At 72.2% G+C, this 18395-nt stretch carries 19 protein-coding genes; 6 read left to right on the top strand and 13 right to left on the bottom strand.

Annotation, left to right across the window (positions count from 1 at the left end; all coding sequences use genetic code 11):
- Positions 1 to 54 precede the first annotated feature (54 nt).
- The gene (gene erpA, locus ACFOYY_RS14625; protein ID WP_352008834.1) at positions 55 to 408 is read right to left on the bottom strand and encodes an iron-sulfur cluster insertion protein ErpA; all 354 of its coding nucleotides are present in this window, start codon (positions 406 to 408) and stop codon (positions 55 to 57) included.
- Positions 409 to 600: 192 nt separating this feature from the next.
- On the opposite strand from erpA, the gene nadA reads away from it, so the two are divergent.
- Positions 601 to 1755 carry a quinolinate synthase NadA gene (gene nadA, locus ACFOYY_RS14630; RefSeq protein ID WP_352008833.1) on the top strand — a complete coding sequence of 385 codons (1155 nt, stop codon included), beginning with the start codon at positions 601 to 603 and terminating at the stop codon, positions 1753 to 1755.
- A 53-nt stretch (positions 1756 to 1808) separates the two neighbouring features.
- Here nadA and ACFOYY_RS14635 read toward each other — a convergent pair whose 3' ends face one another.
- From ACFOYY_RS14635 to ACFOYY_RS14665, 7 genes are all read right to left on the bottom strand, one after another.
- Positions 1809 to 2558 carry an SIMPL domain-containing protein gene (locus ACFOYY_RS14635; protein WP_362910536.1) on the bottom strand — a complete coding sequence of 250 codons (750 nt, stop codon included), beginning with the start codon at positions 2556 to 2558 and terminating at the stop codon, positions 1809 to 1811.
- Positions 2559 to 2646: 88 nt separating this feature from the next.
- Positions 2647 to 4902 carry a serine/threonine protein kinase gene (locus ACFOYY_RS14640; RefSeq protein ID WP_386190040.1) on the bottom strand — a complete coding sequence of 752 codons (2256 nt, stop codon included), beginning with the start codon at positions 4900 to 4902 and terminating at the stop codon, positions 2647 to 2649.
- Positions 4903 to 4984: 82 nt separating this feature from the next.
- Positions 4985 to 6448, bottom strand: coding sequence for an alpha/beta fold hydrolase (locus tag ACFOYY_RS14645; RefSeq protein ID WP_386190041.1), 1464 nt, complete (start codon positions 6446 to 6448; stop codon positions 4985 to 4987).
- A gap of 21 nt (positions 6449 to 6469) precedes the next feature.
- The gene (gene pspAB / locus ACFOYY_RS14650; protein WP_352008829.1) at positions 6470 to 7048 is read right to left on the bottom strand and encodes a PspA-associated protein PspAB; all 579 of its coding nucleotides are present in this window, start codon (positions 7046 to 7048) and stop codon (positions 6470 to 6472) included.
- A 4-nt stretch (positions 7049 to 7052) separates the two neighbouring features.
- Positions 7053 to 7961, bottom strand: a complete 909-nt coding sequence (gene htpX / locus ACFOYY_RS14655) for a zinc metalloprotease HtpX (protein WP_352008828.1) — start codon at positions 7959 to 7961, stop codon at positions 7053 to 7055.
- 9 nt (positions 7962 to 7970) lie between these two features.
- Positions 7971 to 8249, bottom strand: coding sequence for a PspA-associated protein PspAA (pspAA, locus tag ACFOYY_RS14660; protein WP_352008827.1), 279 nt, complete (start codon positions 8247 to 8249; stop codon positions 7971 to 7973).
- Positions 8246 to 9049, bottom strand: a complete 804-nt coding sequence (locus tag ACFOYY_RS14665) for a PspA/IM30 family protein (protein ID WP_386190060.1) — start codon at positions 9047 to 9049, stop codon at positions 8246 to 8248. The genes pspAA and ACFOYY_RS14665 overlap by 4 nt, the downstream gene beginning before the upstream one ends.
- 170 nt (positions 9050 to 9219) lie before the next feature.
- On the opposite strand from ACFOYY_RS14665, the gene ACFOYY_RS14670 reads away from it, so the two are divergent.
- Complete coding sequence (locus ACFOYY_RS14670; protein WP_352008825.1) at positions 9220 to 9828, top strand: DUF3043 domain-containing protein; 609 nt, start codon at positions 9220 to 9222, stop codon at positions 9826 to 9828.
- A gap of 55 nt (positions 9829 to 9883) precedes the next feature.
- On the opposite strand, the gene ACFOYY_RS14675 is transcribed toward ACFOYY_RS14670, so the two are convergent.
- Positions 9884 to 11035, bottom strand: a complete 1152-nt coding sequence (locus ACFOYY_RS14675) for an SMI1/KNR4 family protein (RefSeq protein ID WP_386190042.1) — start codon at positions 11033 to 11035, stop codon at positions 9884 to 9886.
- A 55-nt stretch (positions 11036 to 11090) separates the two neighbouring features.
- On the opposite strand from ACFOYY_RS14675, the gene ACFOYY_RS14680 reads away from it, so the two are divergent.
- Positions 11091 to 12089 carry an aldo/keto reductase family protein gene (locus ACFOYY_RS14680; protein ID WP_386190043.1) on the top strand — a complete coding sequence of 333 codons (999 nt, stop codon included), beginning with the start codon at positions 11091 to 11093 and terminating at the stop codon, positions 12087 to 12089.
- Positions 12090 to 12136: 47 nt separating this feature from the next.
- Here the strand turns inward: ACFOYY_RS14680 and ACFOYY_RS14685 are convergent, their stop codons facing one another.
- Positions 12137 to 12343, bottom strand: coding sequence for a hypothetical protein (locus ACFOYY_RS14685; protein WP_352008822.1), 207 nt, complete (start codon positions 12341 to 12343; stop codon positions 12137 to 12139).
- 122 nt (positions 12344 to 12465) lie between these two features.
- On the opposite strand from ACFOYY_RS14685, the gene ACFOYY_RS14690 reads away from it, so the two are divergent.
- Positions 12466 to 13503, top strand: a complete 1038-nt coding sequence (locus tag ACFOYY_RS14690; protein WP_386190044.1) for a bifunctional adenosylcobinamide kinase/adenosylcobinamide-phosphate guanylyltransferase — start codon at positions 12466 to 12468, stop codon at positions 13501 to 13503.
- Between the two features lie 29 nt (positions 13504 to 13532).
- Positions 13533 to 14312, top strand: a complete 780-nt coding sequence (locus ACFOYY_RS14695) for an adenosylcobinamide-GDP ribazoletransferase (RefSeq protein ID WP_386190045.1) — start codon at positions 13533 to 13535, stop codon at positions 14310 to 14312.
- 1 nt (position 14313) lies between these two features.
- Here the strand turns inward: ACFOYY_RS14695 and ACFOYY_RS14700 are convergent, their stop codons facing one another.
- The 3 genes from ACFOYY_RS14700 to ACFOYY_RS14710 are packed head-to-tail and all read right to left on the bottom strand — an operon-like array spanning position 14314 to position 16654.
- Positions 14314 to 15237, bottom strand: a complete 924-nt coding sequence (locus ACFOYY_RS14700; RefSeq protein WP_386190046.1) for a CPBP family intramembrane glutamic endopeptidase — start codon at positions 15235 to 15237, stop codon at positions 14314 to 14316.
- Positions 15238 to 15278: 41 nt separating this feature from the next.
- The gene (locus ACFOYY_RS14705) at positions 15279 to 16256 is read right to left on the bottom strand and encodes a hypothetical protein (RefSeq protein ID WP_386190047.1); all 978 of its coding nucleotides are present in this window, start codon (positions 16254 to 16256) and stop codon (positions 15279 to 15281) included.
- Between the two features lie 50 nt (positions 16257 to 16306).
- Entirely contained in the window at positions 16307 to 16654 is a 348-nt protein-coding gene (locus tag ACFOYY_RS14710) for a GntR family transcriptional regulator (protein WP_362775255.1), read from the bottom strand.
- Between the two features lie 126 nt (positions 16655 to 16780).
- On the opposite strand from ACFOYY_RS14710, the gene ACFOYY_RS14715 reads away from it, so the two are divergent.
- Positions 16781 to 18274, top strand: a complete 1494-nt coding sequence (locus tag ACFOYY_RS14715; RefSeq protein ID WP_386190048.1) for a leucyl aminopeptidase — start codon at positions 16781 to 16783, stop codon at positions 18272 to 18274.
- Positions 18275 to 18395: the final 121 nt, after the last annotated feature.

Raw genomic sequence — 18395 nt, forward strand, 5'->3', positions numbered from 1 at the left:
TCACCCCGCGGGGCCGCCGTATGTCACTTGCCGCGGACTGTCCGCGTGCGTCCGTTAGTTGAACGAGTCGCCGCAGGCACAGGAACCGGTGGCGTTCGGGTTGTCGATCGTGAAGCCCTGCTTCTCGATCGTGTCGACGAAGTCGATGGTCGCGCCACCGAGGTACGGCGCGCTCATCCGATCGGTGACAACGCTGACACCGTCGAAGTCCGAGACGACGTCGCCGTCCATCGAACGGTCGTCGAAGAAGAGCTGGTAGCGCAGGCCCGAGCAGCCACCGGGCTGCACGGCCACGCGCAGCTTGAGGCCTTCCTCGCCCTGCTGCTCCAGCAGGCTCTTGACCTTGGCCGCGGCCGCGTCACTGAGGACCAGGCCCTGCGTCTTGGTCTCGCTGCTCTCAACCGACATGTGGTGACTCCCGCGTCTGCGTCAGCCGCCCGGACGGGTCGGCTGTCTGTGTGTGACGTCCTTCTTAGACGCTACCAACACGTGCAGACCGCTACACATTCCTGGGGCTTCGGCCCTTCCCCACCCCGGAATAAAACCCCCGGAGGCGTGTGTCATCATTAGTCGTCAGTTCGACGATAAGGGGGTGTGGTCGTGACGACCACCGAGACCGGCCTTCCGCTTTTCGTCCTCGGCAGGGGGACAGACCCGCACAGCGAGCGCGGTGTCGACTGTCCCGGGGAGCTGCCGACCGCCTCGGACCCGGCGCTCGTCGAGCGTGCCAGGCGGGCCAAGGCGGCGCTCGGGGAGCGGGTCTTCGTCCTCGGCCACCACTACCAGCGTGACGAGGTCATCCAGTTCGCCGACGTGACCGGCGACTCCTTCAAGCTGGCCCGCGACGCCGCGGCCAGGCCGCAGGCCGAGTACATCGTCTTCTGCGGCGTGCACTTCATGGCCGAGTCCGCCGACATCCTCACCAACGACGACCAGAAGGTCGTGCTGCCCGACATGGCCGCCGGGTGCTCGATGGCGGACATGGCCACCTTCGACCAGGTCGAGGAGTGCTGGGAGGCGTTGCAGGACGCCGGGATCGCCGAGACGACCGTCCCGGTCACCTACATGAACTCAAGCGCCGACATCAAGGCCTTCTGCGGGCGCAACGGCGGCGCCGTGTGCACCTCCTCCAACGCCAGGCGCGCCCTCGAATGGGCCTTCTCCCGTGGGGAGAAGGTGCTGTTCCTGCCCGACCAGCACCTGGGGCGCAACACCGCGGTGCTGGAGATGGGCCTGTCCCTCGACGACTGCGTCGTCTACAACCCGCACCGGCCCAACGGCGGCCTGACCGCCGAGCAGCTCCAGAACGCCAAGATGATCCTGTGGAAGGGGCACTGCTCGGTCCACGGCCGTTTCACCGCCGAGTGCGTCGACGAGGTGCGTGAGCGCATCCCCGGCGTCAACGTGCTGGTCCACCCCGAGTGCAGGCACGAGGTCGTCACCAAGGCCGATTACGTCGGATCGACCGAGTACATCATCAACAGGCTGAAGGAGGCCCCCGCCGGGTCGTCCTGGGCGGTCGGCACCGAGCTGAACCTGGTCAAGCGGCTGGGGCAGATGTTCCCCGACAAGAACGTGACGTTCCTCGACAAGACCGTCTGCTACTGCTCGACGATGAACCGGATCGACCTGCCGCACCTGGTGTGGGCGCTGGAGTCGCTGGCGGCGGGCCAGACGGTCAACCAGATCACCGTGGACCCGGAGACCACCCGCTGGGCCAAGGTCGCCCTGGACCGCATGCTCGCCCTGCCCTGACCCTCTTTCGCCGGGGCCCCCGCTGTGGGGCCCCGGGCGGGGCTCAGCGGGGCTCAGTCGAGCCCGTAGACCACCCTGACGCTGACGGAGACGGTCTGCTGGCCGGGGCTGACGGAGGCCTTCTCCGCGGCGAACCCCGCCCCGTAGGACACCGGCCTGGGCGGGGTGACGTTCTCCTCGGCGATCGCCACGACCCGGCCCAGCCGGCGGCCCGCCAGCCTCGCGTACTGCTCGGCGCGGGCCCTGGCGTCGGCGAAGGCCAGGTCGCGTGCCGCCCCGAGCGCGCCACGGCTGTCGGAGACCTCGAAGGACAGGCCGTTCAGGCGCACCTCCTCACCCACGGCCACCGCGGCCTCGATGACCCTGTCGGCGCTCTCCAAGTCACGCACCACGGCCTCGACGCCCTGGGCCGCCCGGTAGGCGGAGACCTTGGGGTAGGTCTCGTACTCGGGCCCCAGGGACAACTCGTTCGTGCGCAGGTCCTCGGCGGCGACGCCCACCCCCCTCAGCGCCGTGGTCAGCCTGGCCGCGGCGGCCCTGGCCTCGGCGAAGGCCTGGCTCGCGCTCGCGTGGCGCACCTCGACACCGGTGTTCAGGCGCATGACGTCGGGAGCCGAGGAGACACTGCCCTCCCCCACGACCGTCACCTGGTCTCGGTTCTCCTCCATGACCGTCCTCCCGGTGTCGAAAGCGGTGCCGAAAGCGGTGTCTGCGGACGCGGCCCCGCCGAGCGGCCCCGCGGTGACGAACACCGCGGCGGCCACGGCGGCCCCCGCGGCCGTGATGTGAGACAACTTGATCATAGGCTCATGGCACCACGGCGGAGCGGTGGCGCCGGGGAGAAGCCCGGCGCCGTCCGCCGTGTCTTGCGGAGACTTGGGGATCGGGCCGTCAGTCGGCGCGGGTGAAGCGCATGTACTGCTTCTTGTACTCCTCGGCGTTGGTCGTGGTAGCCAGGACCCGCTTGACGCGTCCCTCGAAGTCGATCACCACGGCCTCGTAGCCGCTCCCCTTGCGCCGCCAGCCCGCGATGTGCGTGTCGTCGTACCAGCCGATGAGCCGGTCGGTCTCGAACGGGACCCGGTGCTGGGCGTCCGCGTCGGCGACGGTGGACCAGACGCAGACCTTCTTGTCGTCCTGCTTGCAGTAGGTCATGATCAACGTGCCCGAGGGGGAGACGTCGTCGCCCTCGACGGTGAGCGGGGTGCCCACGTCGAGCAGGGTCTGCAGGACCGTGCCCTGCAGGTCGTAGAAGCGGATGCGCTTGGTCTTGCCGGTGAGCGCCCAGGTGCCGACCGCCTTGCCGTCCCCCCGCCAGAAGTAGCTCCACTTCCCGGCGTCCTTCTCCTTGACCCGGACGGTCCTGACCTTCTTCTTGGCTATGTCGATGATCGCGTAGCCGTACTCCTTGCTGGTCTTGCCCGCCGACTCGTACAGCGTCACCAGGCCACGGGTGCCGTCCGGGGACCACTGGGGGACGGTCGCGTAGACCGGCGTCTTGGCGATCCTGAGCGGCGTCACGGAGTTGTCGCTCCGGTCGACGAGGGAGACGACGGCGTAGTTGCCCGAGTCGTACTGCCTGTCGACCCCCAGTGCCTTGGTGCCCTCGGTGTTGACCACGTACTGGAAGTACTTGTCGTTCTTGCTGAAGGCGCCGGCCCGGGAACGCGTGTAGAGGGTCTTGTCCCAGTCGAGGCTGTAGGCGGTGAGCTTGATCGGGTCGTCCGGGTTCTCGTGGAGCGTGATCGAACTGCCCGGCAGCTTGATCTTGTTCGTCTGCCGCGGCGGGTCGGCGACCGTGGGGTCCTGCGTCGGCGGCGCGTCGCTCCGGTCCGGCTTCACCGGGTCACCGGTCTCCGCGACGTCGATCACGCCCGTCTCGCTGCCCGTCTCCGGCTCCCCGTTCACCAGCGTCAGCGCGAGGCCGCCCCCGGCCAGCAGGACGACGAGGCCCGCCGCGAGCGCGATCCAGACCCCCCGCCGCCCCTTGTTCCCGTACGGCGCCGCCCCGTGGGGCGGGTAGCCCGGCGCGGGCGACTGCGGGTAACCGGGCCCGGGAACCGGGTAGGACGGCCGTCCCGCCGGGACCGTTCCCAGCGCGCCGGGCCCCGTCTGGTCGGGGCGGCCGTAGAACGGAGCCTGCGGGTAGGCCTCCTGGACGGGCGGTCCGGGCTGCTGGTGGTGCTGCTGGGGGAACCGGGGCTGCTGAGGGGGCGCCTGGCCGTACCCGCCGGGGCCCGTCCGCTGGGCGGCGGCGGCCGACCCCTCGGCGAGGATGCCCCCGGGCGCCGCCGGTGCCGCGGTGCCTGGGACGGTTCCCGCCGCGGTGCCCGGCATGCCGCCCGGTACGGTGCCCGCGTGACCGAGCAGCCGCAGCAGGGCGTCCCCCGCGCTCGGCCGTACGGCGGGGTCCTTGGCCAGGCACTGGCCGACCAGTTCGCGCAGCGCCGGGTCGGCGATGGCCCGCAGGTCGGGCTCAAGGTTCATGATGCGGTTGAAGATCGCGGGCAGGCTGTCCGTGCCGAACGGAGGACTGCCGGTGGCCGCGAAGACCATCGTGCAGCCCCAGGCGAACATGTCCGCGGGCGACCCCGCCGTCTCCCCGGCGAGTTGCTCGGGCGTCATGTAGGAGGGGGTGCCGATCGCCGTGGCGGTCAGCGTCGAGGTCCGGTCCAGCGCCTTGGCGATGCCGAAGTCGATCACCCGGGGCCCGTCGGGGGCCAGCAGCACGTTGGACGGCTTGAAGTCCCGGTGCACGATCCCCGCCTGGTGGATCGCGACGAGCGCGGTCACCGTGCCGATCGCCAGGCGGTGCAGCGCCGAGCCCTCACGCGGCCCCTCGGCGGCCACGACCTCCGCCAGCGTCGGGCCGTCGATGTACTCGCTGACGATGTAGGGGCGGTTACGGTCCATCCCGGTGTCGATGACCGCGGCGGTGCAGAACGGCGCGACCCGTCTGGCCGTGCTGACCTCGCGGACGAAGCGCTCCATCGCCTCGACGTCCTGTGCCAGATCGGCCCGCAGCAGTTTGACCGCGACCTGGGCACCCGTCGGGGAGACGCCGAGGTAGACCGTTCCCTGCCCGCCCTCGCCGAGCCGCGCGGTGAGCCGGTACTCCCGGACCTGCTCGGGATCTCCAGACCGCAAGGACGCAAGGTCCGGCATACCTACCCTCCCTTTAGGGGCCTTTTAGGCTCCATTGTGACGGCAAATAGTCACGGTCAGTGCATCAGTGCCCGGCCACGGGAGGTGTGTCGCGCGGGACGTCGAGTGTCCTGACCGCCTCGGCGACCGCCTCCGGCCGGTCGAGCTGTACCTCGTGCCCGCTGTCCGCCAGCGGGACCAGCCGGGCGCCGAGCAGCCGGGCCAGGTCGCGGTGGCAGGCGTCGCCGGATCCCGCGCTGAGCACGACGACCGGGACCGGGGGCAGGGGGCGGGCGCGGCGTAGTTCGTCGAGTTCCGCGGCCATCTCCGGGTAGGCGAGCCACTCGGCCAGTGCCGCGGCCAGCACCCGGCCCCTGCCGTACACGAGCCCGGCCTCCTCGTGCGGCCCCATGAGGAGGCGGTGCGCCGAAGGCAGGACCAGACGGGCGAGCGCGGTCGCGCCGAACGTCCCGCCCAGCGCGGGCAGTGCCCTCTGCACGGCACCGCGCACGGCCCCCCGTGCGGCCCGCGTCCCGCCCCCGCGCCCGGCCGGCCGTTCGCAGCTCGGATCGACCAGGACCAGGCCCGCGACCCCGCCGGGGTTGAGTCTGGCGAAGGCCTCGGCGTGGAAGGCCGCGACGGAGTGACCGACCACGATCGGCCTGCGCGCCAGCGCGGCGATCCGTCCCGCCTCCTCGGCCAGGGACGGCGGCCCCGGGTGGCCCGAGCTGAGCCCGAGGCCGGGACGGTCGAAACGGATCACCAGGTGGTCGGAGCGAAGGTCCTCGGCGACCCGGCCCCAGTGGAACCACGCCCCGGCCATTCCCGCGCAGATCACCACCGGCGGCGTTCCCGTCCCCTGGAGCAGGACGTGCGACCTCTGCGGGACCACGCGTGTCCTGTCGCGCCACAGCGCGGCCCCGGCCAGCAGCAGCCAGAGCGCCACGACCCCGACCTGCAGACGCTGGGCGAGACCGACGGGGACACCGGGCACGCCTTCCTCCGCCTCGGCGACCAGGATGAGTGTCCACGCCGTCGCGGCGGCCATCAGAACGGCCAGTACGGCACCGCCGTACCCCAGCGGGAGCAGGCGGCGCCGCCGCAGCGCGCTCACCGGCAGCGCGACGAGGCTGAGCCCGGCCCCCGCGAGGGCCAGGGAGCTGACCGCCGCGTGGACGGTGTGGGAGACGGACAGACGGCCCGCCGCCTCCGCCGCGGCGCACGAGGGGTCGCTCAGCACCGCGCAGTCCAGCGGGAAGACACCCGCGTCCAGCACCGTCATCGTCCCGAACAGCGCCAGGCCGAGCCAGCCGGCCGCGCCCGCCCCACCGGGACGCTCGTCGGGCGCCAGGGCGACCCCGGCCAGACAGGCGGCCCCGGCCAGCACGTCGGCGCAGCGCACCAGCCACGACCACGGCTGGTCCACGGCGGCCAGTTCGCTGAGATAGGAGAGGGAACGGTCCACCCGCGGGTTGAGGAACTGCAGCGGCGCCCAGGCCGTGTAACACAGGCCCGCCAGGAGGAACGCCAGGGCGGCGGCCTTCGTCACACCTCGCCTGGAGCGCACCGGTCACAGCCCGGGGGCGCCCCAGAGGGGGAACCAGCGGCCGAGGTCGGGCTCGATCTTCAGCTCCCCGGCGAGCGCGCCGCGCACCTGAAGCTCCAGCGGGTTGTCCCTGCGCCGGCCGGGCATCGGCGCGAACGGGTAGAAGGTGCCCCGTTTGTAGAGGTAGACCAACGCGATCCCCCCTCCCGGGGAGGCCGAGCCGGTGAAGGTGACCAGCGAGCAGAGCAGGGACGGGCCGAAGCCCGCCACCTCCAGGGAGGAGTTGACCGCGTGCAGGTCGGTGACCAGGCCGCCGAGCGCGCCGGGGTCACGGCGCACCACCAGCCAGGTGTAGCCGTAGGAGTCCCTGACCTCCTCGACCGGCGGTCCCTCGCCTGTGGCGAGCAGTTCCACGACGTCGTGTTCCAGAGCGCTGAACGCCCCGCCCTCCGCGGAGCGGAAGCAGACGGACCCCACCCCGTTCGGCTCAAGGCCGGTCGCGGCCTGCAGGGTCACCGCGGCCGACGGCAGCGCGAACAGCGCGTCCAGGTCGGGCTTGACGGGGTCGGTACGGCCAAGCAGCGCGTCCCACCATCTGGCCACCGGCTCACACCCCCTGGCCGAGCTGGCCGGAGATCCTCCGCAGCTGCTCAAGACGCCGGTCGAGCGGGGGGTGGGTGGCCAGCAGCGAGGCCAGGGAGGCTCCCGCGCGACCCGCGAGCGCGGGGACGAAGAAGAACGCGTTGAACGGCTCCGCCTCGCGCAGGTCCCTGGTCGGGATACGGGCCATGTCACCGGAGACCTTGACCAGCGCGCTGGCCAGGGCCGACGGCCGCTGGGTCAGCAGCGCCCCCGCGCGGTCGGCGGCCAGCTCGCGGTAGCGCGACAGGGCGCGGGTGAGCAGGAAGCTGACCGCGTAGACCAGGACGGAGACCAGCATCACGATCAGGCCGATCGGCGGCCCGTTCTGGTTGTCCCTGCGCCCACCGAGACCGCTGTAGAGCGCGACCCTGGTCATCAGCCCGGCGACGATGCCCAGGAATGAGGCGATCGTCATCACCGCGACGTCACGGTGGGCCACGTGGGACATCTCGTGGGCGAGCACGCCTTCGAGCTCGGCGCGGTCCAGGCGCCGCAGCAGGCCCGTGGTCGCGCAGACCACGGCGTTCTTCTGGTTGCGGCCGGTGGCGAACGCGTTCGGGACGTCCGAGTCGGCGATCGCCACCCGCGGCTTGGGCATGTCGGCCATGGCGCAGAGCCGGTCGATCACGCCGTGCAGCTCCGGCGCCTCCTGGGGGCCGACGACACGCCCGTGCATCGCGAACAACGCGATGCGGTCGGACATGAAGTACTGCACCAGGAGCATGGCACCCGCGATGAGCAGCACCACGACGGCTTGGACGCCCAGCGCCACCAGTACGCCGACGAACACGACGTAGAGCAGGCCCAGCAGGAACATGGTCAGGACCATGCGGTTGGTCAGGCCCCGGTCCGGGGCGAACCGGGTATGTGCCATATGCCCAAACTATCCGGGAATCAGGCCCTCATCACCGAGCATCTCCCGCACTTCGTCCATGGAAGCGTCTGCCGGAGGCAAAATCAGCTCGGACGGCTCCAGACTGTCGTCGGGAAGCGCCTTGCCGACGTGGCGGACCTTGTCGAGCAGGTCGTGCAGCCTGCTCCGGAAGGCGGCCTCGTCCTCGGCGGCGATGGCGGCCTCAAGCTCGCCGTCGAGGGTGTTGAGAACGTCGAGGTCGGCCTCGTCGATGGCGATCTGCCCCTCGCCCATGATTCGTACGATCACAGCCCCTCCCCCGGCTGGCGGAACTGCTGGGTGCCCTGGGGCTGCTGCTGCGGCTGCTGGTGAGGCTGCTGCTGGTAGCCCTGCTGGGACGGGCCCTGCTCGATCGCGCTCTTCGGCGCGGGGCCCTGGCCGAGTTCGGCCTTCATCCGGGCGATCTCCAGCTCCACGTCGTGCCCGCCGCCCATGCGGTCGAGCTCGGCCTGGATGTCGTCGCCGCGCTGGCCGCTGAAGTCGTCGAGCGCGCCGCTGGCGAGCAGCTCGTCGATGGCGCCCGCGCGGGCCTGCATCGAGGCGGTCTTGTCCTCGGCCCGCTGGATCGCCAGGCCGACGTCGCCCATCTCCTCGGAGATGCCGGAGAAGGCCTCGTTGATGCGGGTCTGCGCCTCGGCGGCGGTGTAGGTCGCCTTGATCGTCTCCTTGCGCGTACGGAAGGAGTCGACCTTGGCCTGCAGGCGGTGCGAGGCGGTGGTGAGCTTCTCCTCCTCACCCTGGAGGTTGTCGTGCTGCACCCGGAGCTCGGCGATCTGGGTCTGCAGGCTCGACCGGCGGGTCAGCGCCTCACGGGCCAGGTCCTCACGGCCGACCCCCAGCGCCTTACGGCCCTGCTCCTCAAGCTTGCGTGCCTGAGCCTCGATCTGGTTGATCTGCAGTTCCACCCGCTTGCGCGAGGTGGCGACATCGGCCACACCACGGCGCACCTTCTGCAACAACTCCAACTGACGCTGGTAGGAGTAGTCGAGGGTCTCGCGCGGATCCTCCATCTTGTCCAAGGCGTTGTTCGCCTTGGACTTGAAGATCATTGAAAGTCTCTTCATCACGCTCATGCGCGTCGGCCGTCCCCTTCTTCAAATGCGCTTCGGGTCACCCCAGTGATTCCAGCCCCCCAAGCTAAGCACCGGAGCCACCTAGGTTCACCCTACGCATAACGCACGAGGGCGTCACTAAGTTGCACTCCCGGTAGGCTGACGATGTGTTCCGACGTACCCAGACCACCGCGGACGACTCCCCCGTCTCCGTCAACGATCCTAAGCCTGCGGGCAAGGGGCGTCCCACACCCAAGCGCCGCGACGCCGAGGGGCGCCGCCGTCAGCCGGTGAACGCCCCCCAGAACCGCAAGGAGGCCTACCGGCAGCTCCGTGAGCGCCAGGCCACCGAGCGCGTCAAGGCCCGCGAGGGCATGCTGCGTGGCGACGAGCGATACTTCCCCGCGCGTGACCGGGGCCCGGCCCGCAAGTTCGCCCGGGACTGGGTCGACTCCCGGCGCCTGCCCAGTCAGTACTTCCTGCCCTTCTCCCTGTTCATCCTGCTGGTGACCTGGGTCCCCTTCCCCGAGCAGATCCGCGGCCAGATCTACGTCGCCGTCATCACGATCGGCTGGCCGCTCATGATGATCGGCGTGCTGATGACCTCGATCTGGGTGGGCTGGAAGATCAAGCGGCTGGCCGAGGAGAAGTTCCCCTCGGACAACCTCAAGGGCATCGGCTTCTACGCCGCGATGCGCGCGCTGCAGATCCGCAAGCTGCGCTTCCCGCCGCCTACCCTCCTGCCCGGCGGCAAGCCGGTCCCGCCCAAGAAGTAGAACGCGGAACGGGCCCCGTCCACACGGACCGGGGCCCGTGGCATGTCACGGCATGTCACGGATCGGCGTACTCGGCCTCGGCTCCGGCGTCGACGATCTCCCAGTCCAGCGCGCCGCCGGCCGCCCTCGGCCTCCAGTAGCCGATCCTCCCGCCGGTCTCCAGCGCGTCGGCGGTCGCCTTCAGCAGCGCGTAGTAGGACCTCAGGCGAACCCCGCCCGGCGTGAAGCCGATCGGCTCGTCCTCGCACTTTCCTCCCACGTCGCGCGCGACCGAGTCGATGAGCAGATGGCAACCGGTGCCGTCCGCGGTGAACGGGATCATCCGCCCGTCCCACCACTCCGACCTCTCGCCGATCTCCTCACCCGTGTATCCGTCGACGCCGTCGACCTCGCACAGCGTCCGCCAGGTGTCGCGGATCCCCCTGACGTCCAGCGGGCTCTCCCCCATCAGGAGAGGCGCCCCGCCGTTGTGCCGCAGCAGGGAGGCGCGCAGGTCGTCGGGCAGGCGCAGGCCCATCTGAGCCTCGGCGACGGCGATGGTCCCGGACCTTGCGGGGGCACTGAGCGCGCGGTAGGTCCGCGGGGTGTTGGCCCTCAGCCACCTCTCTATCCTGTTCCACTGCCGGTCGACCGCCCTGGTCACCCTGGGGCTGACCGGCCTGCGGTGCGGGGTACGCGCCGCCGGGTCGCAGTCGGCGTCCGGGACGGCCGGCGCGGGCGTCTCCAGGATCTCCGTCACCGGCGCCGCGGCCCTCTGACAGACCGTCTCCCCCGCGCACGGCTCCCCCGCGTGCCTCCTGCCGGAGAAGACCGCGTCGTCCAGGACCTGGGCGCCCACGGCCAGCAGGCCCAGCGCGCACGCGGCCGCGGCCCAGCGGGTCAGCACGCGCCTGGCGGCCCCGTCGAGCGGCGTACGCGGTACGGCCTGCCGGGTGAGGAAGGCGGGAGGCCTGGTGACGGTCGCGTACCCCTTGAGGATCTCGGCGTTCGGCGTACCGAGGATCGGGGCGGGAGGCCACGCCCTCGGTTCGGGGGCCGCCCGCACGCCGGGGGCCGCGGCGGTCTCGGCGCGGGACGGTTCGGGAAGGCCCTCCTGACGCCGGACCGCCGGAGGACGGCGCAGGCGCAGGACCGCCACGACGACCGCCGTCACCACGGCGGCCACCAGTGCGAGCCGTACCCATCTAGAAGTGATCAACCGCGACACGCCGGGCAGAGTATCCCGAATCCCTCTGTTCTATGACGCCTACTAGGGTCAGGGCATGGAATTCCGTCACCTCGGCCGTAGCGGCCTCAAGGTCAGTGAGATCAGCTACGGCAACTGGATCACCCATGGCTCCCAGGTCGAGGAGGACGCCGCCAAGGAGTGCGTGCGGGCGGCCCTCGACGAGGGGATCACCACCTTCGACACCGCGGACGTCTACGCGGGCACCAAGGCAGAGGAGGTGCTCGGCCGGGCGCTGAAGGGTGTGCGCCGCGAGTCCCTGGAGATCTTCACCAAGGTCTACTGGCCGACCGGAAGCGGCCCCAACGACCGCGGCCTGTCGCGCAAGCACATCACCGAGTCGATCCACGGCTCGCTGCGCCGCCTGCAGACCGACTACGTGGACCTCTACCAGGCCCACCGGTTCGACTACGAGACTCCGCTCGAAGAGACCCTCAAGACCTTCGACGACCTCGTACGGCAGGGCAAGGTCCTCTACGTCGGCGTCAGCGAGTGGACCGCGGACCAGATCGCCGCGGCGCTGCGGATCGCCGACGACATGGGCTTCGACCGCCTGGTCTCCAACCAGCCGCAGTACTCGATGCTGTGGCGGGTCATCGAGGCCGAGGTCGTGCCGCTGTGCGAGAAGGAGGGCCTCGGCCAGGTCGTCTGGTCCCCGATCGCCCAGGGCGTGCTCACCGGCAAGTATCTCCCGGGTCAGCCCCCGCCCGCCGGATCCAGGGCCACCGACCCCACCGGAGGCGGCTTCATCTCCCGGATGATGGACGACGACCTGCTCACCCGGGTCCAGCAGCTCAAGCCGATCGCCTCCGACCTCGGCCTGACCATGGCCCAGCTCGCGGTCGCGTGGGTGCTGCAGAACCCGAACGTGTCCTCGGCGATCGTCGGCGCGACCAGGCCCGAGCAGGTCCGCGACAACGTCGGGGCCTCCGGGGTCAAGCTGGGTGAGGACGTGCTCGCCAGGATCGACGAGATCATCGGCGCCGTGGCCGAACGCGACCCGGCCAAGACCGTGAGCCCGCAGAAGCGCCCCTAGCTCACCCCTCTCCCGTGGCCCCGACAGGAGCCACGGGAGAGCACGGCTCACTCGGGGCGCAGCGACATGTTCGCGTACTCGACCCGGCCGTCCTCAAGGAGCGTGACGCTCTCGACACCCGCGTCGAGCAGCTCACGCCAGCTCTCGCCGAGCCACGACTCCGCGTCCGCCTGGCTGGGGAACGCGTCGGACGGCGTGACCCCCTCGGTCACCTCGCCGCCGTTCGCGTCTTCGTAACGCCAGTGCCACGTCATGCCACGCGCTCCTTCTCAGAGGTCCGGCTGTGCCTTCCGGTGTCTTCCCGACGTCTTTCCGGCGGCTCAGCGAACCCTACATCGCCCGAGGCCGCCCCGGGGGTTGGCCGTACGCTGGGCCCGTGAAGGTCCTGTTCTCCGGTACGGCGGGCGCCGAGGGATGGCCGGTTCCCGGATGTGGATGCGCCTCGTGCTCCCGCCTCTCCCCCGGCGACCGGCGCCCCGCCGAGATCGTCCTCGACGGAGCGGTACGGCTCCCGCACGATCTGTCCGGCGGCCCCCTCCCGGCGGGGCACCGGGTCTTCGCCGACCCGGGCGGCCTGCTGCTCACCTGCCCCGGCGGCCACCGCGTCCTGTACGCCGTCCCGCCCCACGTCCGGTCCTTGGACGGTCCCGCCGGGCGGGCGTGCGACCTGGTGCTGGTCGACGTGCTCGACCGGCCCGAGCTGCTCGGCGGCCTGCGCCGCCGGGGCCTGGTCACCGACGCGACCCACGTGGTCGCCGCGCACCTGGACCACCGGGTGCCCTCCGAGGCGGAGCTGGCCAGGCGGACCGCGCTGTGGGGCGTGCGGACCGTACCCGACGGGACGGTCCTCGACCTGGACGAGCCCGCGCCCGCCCCCTGCGCGCCTCCCCGGCGGACGCTGCTGCTCGGCGGGTCCCGCTCGGGCAAGTCGGCCGAGGCGGAGCTGAGGCTTGCGGCCGAACCCGAGGTCCGCTACGTGGCGACCGGCCCGAGCGGCGACGGGGACGACGAGTGGGCCCGCCGGGTCAGGGCGCACCGGGAACGCAGGCCCGCCCGCTGGGAGACGGTCGAGAGCACCGACCTGGCCGGGCTGCTGCGTGACTCACCGGTTCCGCTGCTCGTCGACGGGCTCGGGACCTGGGTCGCCGCGGTCTTCGACGAGTGCGGGGCCTGGTCCGGTGATCACGGCCTTCCCGCGGTCGAGACCCGCTTCGACGAGCTGGTCGAGGCCTGGCGGCGGGTCCGCCGCCGGGTGGTCGCGGTCTCCGACGAGGTCGGGCTCGGCGTGGTGCCCGCGACGGCGAGCGGCCGGATGTTCCGTGACGCCCTCGGCGCGCTGAACCGGCGGCTGGCCGCCGCGCCCGAGGACGTCGCCCTGGTCGTCGCGGGCCGCCCGATGCCCCTGCCCGTCTGATGAGGACCGCCTGATGAGGACCGACGACCGTGCCCGGTGACCCGCCGCCGGAGGGGCGGCCCTCGACGTTCGCCGACGGCCTGCGCCTGGCGGCCGGGACGCTGAGCGTCCTGCCCGCCGGGATCGGGGTCGTCGACCGCCGGGCCGGGGGCGTCGCGATGACGGCCGCCCCCTTCGCCGGGGCGCTGCTCGGCGGTGCCTGCGCGGCCGTGCTCGCCGTGGCGGTGTGGCTCGGCCTGGCTCCCCCGCTCGCCTCGGCGCTGGCCGTCGCGGCCCTGGCGCTGCTCACCCGGGGCCTGCACCTGGACGGGCTGGCCGACCTGGCCGACGGGCTGGGCAGCGCCAAACCCGCCGAACAGGCGCTCGACATCATGAAAAAATCCGACATCGGGCCGTTCGGTGTGGTGACGCTGGTCCTCACCCTGCTGATCCAGGTGACGGCCCTGGCGCAGGTGACGGCCTCGGGAACGGGCCCCGCCGCGCTGGTGACCGCGTGCGCCACGGGCAGACTCGCCCTCACCTGGGCCTGCCGTTCCGGGGTGCCCGCCGCCCGTCCCGGCGGACTCGGCAGCCTGGTGGCCGGCACCGTACGGCCCGGCCCCGCGCTCGCGGTGACGGCGCTGACGCTCCTGGGAGCCGCCCTGGCCGGTCCGCGAGCCGTCCTCGCCGTCCTGGTGGGCCTGCTGGCGGCCTGGGCCCTGCGGCGGCGGGCCGTACGACGGCTCGGCGGCGTCACCGGGGATGTGCTCGGCGCGCTCGTCGAGACCGCGACCGCCGCGGCGCTCGTGGTGTGCGCGACGGGCGGCTGACTCAGTTCGGCGCCGGTACGGCGAGCCGCACCGGGGCGCGGGTGAACAGCAGGAGCGAGAGCACGGCCACCAGCGCCGAACCCACCAGGCCGGTGATCCCGGCGACGACCAGGTTCGGCGGGTGCGCCGCGTCGGCGACCAGCAGGATCAGGGTTCCGGAGGCGTTCAGGGCGCCGTGGCCGACGGCGGCGGGCCAGACGCTGCCCGAGCGAAGGCGCAGCCAGCCGAGCAGGGCGCCGAAGGCGACGCAGAACACCACGAAGAAGGGGGCCGCCCAGGCGCCGAGTTCCGGGTAGTTGTAGCCGCGCAGGGTGAGCGGGGCGTGCCAGGCCCCCCAGATCACCCCGGAGACCAGGATCGCCCGCCAGGTGCCCAGCGGCATCAGCCTCGGCAGCAGCCACCCCCGCCAGCCCCACTCCTCGCCGAAGGCCGGAATGACGTTGACCAGCGGCGCGAGGAAGACCGCGAGCGCGATCTGGACGGCGACCAGCGCCTCCGGCGACGACGGCAGGGGCCGTCCCGGGGCAGCCTGCTCCAGGCTCTGCCTGAACAGGCTGAACCCGTCGAGATCGAGACCGAACAGCCCCAGGGCGGCGCTGAGCGCGATCGCCACGACCACGAGCAGCGGCACGCCGAACCAGGCCAGCGCGAAGAGAGCCGCCGTACGGCCCCGCCGCTCCCCCAGCGTCAGGCCGGTGCGCCCGGCCCACTCACGCCAGGTGGTGCCCGGCTCGCCCCGGCGCCTGCCGTACATCCGGACGGCCAGGACGCCGAGCGTGGGGGTGAACATCATCACGGCGGCCGTCACCACCAGCGACGGGGAGCCGAGCGGGGAACCGGTCAGCCAGACCGGCAGGGCGAAAAGCCAGGACAGGCCGAACGTGACGATCAGGAACAACCACAGATCCGTGGAACGACGGGGCATGACACCACTTCCTTGGAGGGTTCGCGGACGTGTCCCGCGAGTCAGTGGGCGGCTTCGGCGACGTAGGCGTTCAGCAGGGCGGCGCCGTGGCTCGCGTCGTCGACGGAGACCGCGAACTCGCCCCCGGTGACGCGCCGGATGACCAGGCACTCGCCGCCGCGCAGCATGAACGTGACCCTGCCCGTGCCGGGCAGGCCCCGTATCCCCCAGCCGCCGACCTCGGCCGGGCTGCGCGTCTCGACCCAGGCGGACTCGATCCTGTCGATGGGCGTACGGCGCGCGAGGCCGCCGAACGGGCCGAGGCCGACGCGCAGGCCGTTCTCGTCGACCCGGACACGGGTCGAGCAGGTGGCCAGCCCGAGCAGCGCCGCCAGGGACAGCCCGGCCAGGGCGACCAGGCCGGGCCCGGACAGCAGCCCGATCACGGCGAGCCCCGCGCAGACCAGGGCTCCGGCCAGGGCCACCAGGGAAAGCCCGACCAGCCAGCCGTTGCTCGCGCGGCTCACCCAGACCGAGCGCCGCCCAGGACGCAGTCGCACGGCCGGCAGGGCGTCCGGGTCACGGCGCGGGTCGGGACCGCCCCTGCCCAGCGCCCCCGCCAGCACGCCGGCCGCGAGCGCGGCGAAGACGACCACGGCCACCTGCCAGGGGGGCAACCCGGCCTGGCGCCAGTCGGCGACGTCGAGGTTGGCGGCGACGGTCGAGACCTGCACGCCGACGGCCAGCACGGCCCAGCCGAACAGGAAGCCCGACCAGCTCGCACGCCCGAGGCGGGTGTCGAGCGCCGGTCCCCACAGGGCGAGGGCGGTCAGGACGACCCAGGCGACCCCCCACAGGGCCAGGCCCGCCCACAGGGAGGCGGTGAAGGAGAGGTGCCCGTCCGGGGTGCCCGCGCCGCTCCAGTGGGTGGCGAGCGGGTCGGGCAGACGGTCCCGCAGGGCGAGCGGGACGCCGGCGACGGCGGCGGTGACGAGGGTGCCCCAGCCGAGGGCGAGGGCGGCGCGGCCCTTGGAGGTCATCGCGCCTCCTTCCGTAGAGACGAGCGGGTCGGGAGCCGTGGCGCGAGGGGTCATGTCAGCTCCCTGATGATGTGGATCACTTCCTCGGGGCCGTAGCCGTACCGGTCGGCCTCGGCGAGCAGTTCACGCGCCGCCTCCGCCAGCACGGCCCTGGCGTCCGGCCTGCTGAGCACGCTGACCCCCCGGCCCCTGCGGAACTCCAGCAGCCCCTCGTCCCGCAGGTCGCGCAGCGCGCGCAGCACGGTGTTGGCGTTGATGCCCAGCGCGTCCGCCAGATCCCGGGCGGGCGGCAGCCGGTCGCCCGGCCGGTAGGAGCCATCCGCGATGGCGCGGCGGACCGCCCCCGCGACCTGGTCGTGCAGCGGCCGCGGATCGTTGAGGTCCAAAGAGAGCAACATAGTGATAGCGACACTAGCACCATCGCCCGAATGGTGCTAATTCGAGTAGCTTCATCGCCGTCCAGCCAATTCATAGGACGAACCCTCGTTTATGCGTACGGCGCAAGCACGGCTAGCATCGGGCGCGTGACCACTGTGCGGGTGAATTCAACTGACAACGTCGTCTCGTTCGAAACCGATGCGCTGGTCGTCGGCGTCCACTCCGGTGAGGACGGTCCCCGTCTCGCCCCCGGCGCCGAGGGACTGGACGATGCGCTGAACGGCAAGCTGGCCGCGACACTCGACGCCATAGGCGTCAAGGGCAGATCCGGCGAGGTCGCCAAGGTTCCGACCTTCGGCGCGCTGGCCGCCCCGCTCCTGGTGGTCGTCGGCCTCGGCGACGCCCCCGCCGACGGTGCGGGCTACGACGCCGAGGCGCTGCGCCGTACGGCCGGCGTGGCCGTACGCGCCCTGGCGGGCACGGCCCGCGTCGCGCTCGCCCTGCCCGCGGCGGACGCCCGGCAGGTCGGAGCTCTCGCGCTGGGCGGCCTGCTCGGCGCCTACTCCTTCACCAAGTACCGCACCGACGGCGAGCAGCCCGCCCCGGTCGGGGAGCTGACCGTGCTGAGCGGCGCCGAGGACGCCCAGGCGGCGGTCGAGCGGGCCGTCACCGTCTCGGAGTCGGTCTCTCTCGTGCGCGACCTGGTCAACACCCCGCCCTCCGACCTGTGGCCCGCCCGCTTCGCCGAGATCGCCGAGCAGACCGGCTCCGCGGCAGGCCTCTCGGTCGAGGTGCTGGACGAGAAGGCCCTCAAGGAGGGCGGCTACGGCGGCATCGTGGCCGTCGGCCAGGGCTCGGCCAACCCGCCCCGCCTGGTCCGCCTCGCCTACAGCCACCCCGAGGCCGCCAAGACGGTCGCGTTCGTCGGCAAGGGCATCACCTTCGACTCCGGCGGCCTGTCGCTCAAGCCGTCGGCCTCGATGGACTGGATGAAGTCAGACATGGGCGGCGCGGGCGCGGTCTTCGGCGCGCTCGTCGCCATCGCCAAGCTGGGCCTCAAGGTCAACGCCGTCGGCTACCTCTGCCTGGCGGAGAACATGCCCAGCGGCACCGCCCAGCGCCCCTCCGACGTGTTCACCAGCTTCGCGGGCAAGACCGTCGAGGTGCTCGACACCGACGCCGAGGGCCGCCTGGTGCTGATCGACGGCATCGCCAGGGCCGCGCAGGACTCCCCCGACGTGATCGTGGACGTCGCCACCCTCACCGGCGCGCAGCTCGTCGCGCTCGGCTGGCGCACCTCCGGGGTCATGTCCAACGACGACGCGCTGCGCGAGGAGGTCGTCGAGGTCGCGGGCGAGCAGGGCGAGGGCGCCTGGGGCATGCCCCTGCCCGAGGAACTCCGCAAGGGTCTCGACTCCCCTGTGGCCGACATCGCCAACCTGCACCCCGAGCGCTGGGGCGGCATGCTGACCGCGGCGATCTTCCTGCGGGAGTTCGTGCCCGACGGCGTCCGCTGGGCCCACATCGACATGGCGGGCCCCGCCTTCAACAAGGGCGAGGCGCACGGCTACACCCCCAAGGGCGGCACCGGTGCGATCACCCGCACCCTCGTCGGCCTCGCGGAGCGTTACGCGGGCTGACCCGTGCGGGTCACGAGCGGCACAGACAGATGAAAAGATGCGGTTGCCGAGGCCAGGCCACGGGCGGCAGAGCCAGGGGCGGGCAGCGGCACGGCGGCGAACCGAGCGCCCCGGGACACGG

It is taken from the genome of Streptosporangium jomthongense, assembly GCF_042650425.1.
In the GTDB taxonomy this organism is placed as follows: domain Bacteria; phylum Actinomycetota; class Actinomycetes; order Streptosporangiales; family Streptosporangiaceae; genus Streptosporangium.

Excerpts from the sequence above, each read along its gene's own strand:
- ACFOYY_RS14700 (WP_386190046.1), bottom strand. The coding sequence starts at position 15,237 with ATGCCCCGTCGTTCCACGGATCTGTGGTTGTTCCTGATCGTCACGTTC.
- ACFOYY_RS14685 (WP_352008822.1), bottom strand. The coding sequence starts at position 12,343 with ATGACGTGGCACTGGCGTTACGAAGACGCGAACGGCGGCGAGGTGACC.
- ACFOYY_RS14710 (WP_362775255.1), bottom strand. The coding sequence starts at position 16,654 with ATGTTGCTCTCTTTGGACCTCAACGATCCGCGGCCGCTGCACGACCAG.
- ACFOYY_RS14705 (WP_386190047.1), bottom strand. The coding sequence starts at position 16,256 with ATGACCTCCAAGGGCCGCGCCGCCCTCGCCCTCGGCTGGGGCACCCTC.
- htpX (WP_352008828.1), bottom strand. The coding sequence starts at position 7,961 with ATGGCACATACCCGGTTCGCCCCGGACCGGGGCCTGACCAACCGCATG.
- ACFOYY_RS14635 (WP_362910536.1), bottom strand. The coding sequence starts at position 2,558 with ATGATCAAGTTGTCTCACATCACGGCCGCGGGGGCCGCCGTGGCCGCC.
- erpA (WP_352008834.1), bottom strand. The coding sequence starts at position 408 with ATGTCGGTTGAGAGCAGCGAGACCAAGACGCAGGGCCTGGTCCTCAGT.
- ACFOYY_RS14680 (WP_386190043.1), top strand. The coding sequence starts at position 11,091 with ATGGAATTCCGTCACCTCGGCCGTAGCGGCCTCAAGGTCAGTGAGATC.
- ACFOYY_RS14665 (WP_386190060.1), bottom strand. The coding sequence starts at position 9,049 with ATGATCTTCAAGTCCAAGGCGAACAACGCCTTGGACAAGATGGAGGAT.